General features: G+C 43.7%; 1 protein-coding gene. It reads right to left on the bottom strand.

The annotated features are described in order from the left end of the window. Positions 1–93: 93 nt before the first annotated feature. The gene (locus MHY08_RS11580) at positions 94–909 is read right to left on the bottom strand and encodes an aminoglycoside O-phosphotransferase APH(3')-Ia (RefSeq protein ID WP_000018326.1); all 816 of its coding nucleotides are present in this window, start codon (positions 907–909) and stop codon (positions 94–96) included. Positions 910–996 lie beyond the last annotated feature (87 nt).

The raw sequence follows: 996 nt of genomic DNA, 5'->3' as shown, positions 1-996 counted from the left end.
CCGTCCGGATACTGCCAGATATCGGCGTCCAGGGAGATGTCCTGAAGCGCGGTGTCCGGAATTTCAGGTTTGTGTCTCTACAAAGACTAACTATCAGAAAAACTCATCGAGCATCAAATGAAACTGCAATTTATTCATATCAGGATTATCAATACCATATTTTTGAAAAAGCCGTTTCTGTAATGAAGGAGAAAACTCACCGAGGCAGTTCCATAGGATGGCAAGATCCTGGTATCGGTCTGCGATTCCGACTCGTCCAACATCAATACAACCTATTAATTTCCCCTCGTCAAAAATAAGGTTATCAAGTGAGAAATCACCATGAGTGACGACTGAATCCGGTGAGAATGGCAAAAGCTTATGCATTTCTTTCCAGACTTGTTCAACAGGCCAGCCATTACGCTCGTCATCAAAATCACTAGCATCAACCAAACCGTTATTCATTCGTGATTGCGCCTGAGCGAGACGAAATACGCGATCGCTGTTAAAAGGACAATTACAAACAGGAATCGAATGCAACCGGCGCAGGAACACTGCCAGCGCATCAACAATATTTTCACCTGAATCAGGATATTCTTCTAATACCTGGAATGCTGTTTTCCCGGGGATCGCAGTGGTGAGTAACCATGCATCATCAGGAGTACGGATAAAATGCTTGATGGTCGGAAGAGGCATAAATGCCGTCAGCCAGTTTAGTCTGACCATCTCATCTGTAACATCATTGGCAACGCTACCTTTGCCATGTTTCAGAAACAACTCTGGCGCATTGGGCTTCCCATACAATCGATAGATTGTCGCACCTGATTGCCCGACATTATCGCGAGCCCATCTATACCCATATAAATCAGCATCCAGGTTGGAATTTAATCGCGGCCTCGAGCAAGACGTTTCCCGTTGAATATGGCTCATAACACCCCTTGTATTACTGTTTATGTAAGCAGACAGTTTTATTGTTCATGATGATATATTTTTATCTTGTGCAATATAACATGGGTT

Source organism: Corynebacterium sp. ACRPJ, assembly GCF_022347345.1.
Lineage (GTDB): Bacteria > Actinomycetota > Actinomycetes > Mycobacteriales > Mycobacteriaceae > Corynebacterium > Corynebacterium tuberculostearicum_D.
Note: the sequence above shows the minus strand (reverse complement) of the source record. Positions and strands in the feature narration are given on the sequence as shown.

What these genes read in the sequence shown, in the direction of transcription:
- MHY08_RS11580 (WP_000018326.1), bottom strand. Translation starts at nt 909, where the DNA reads ATGAGCCATATTCAACGGGAAACGTCTTGCTCGAGGCCGCGATTAAAT.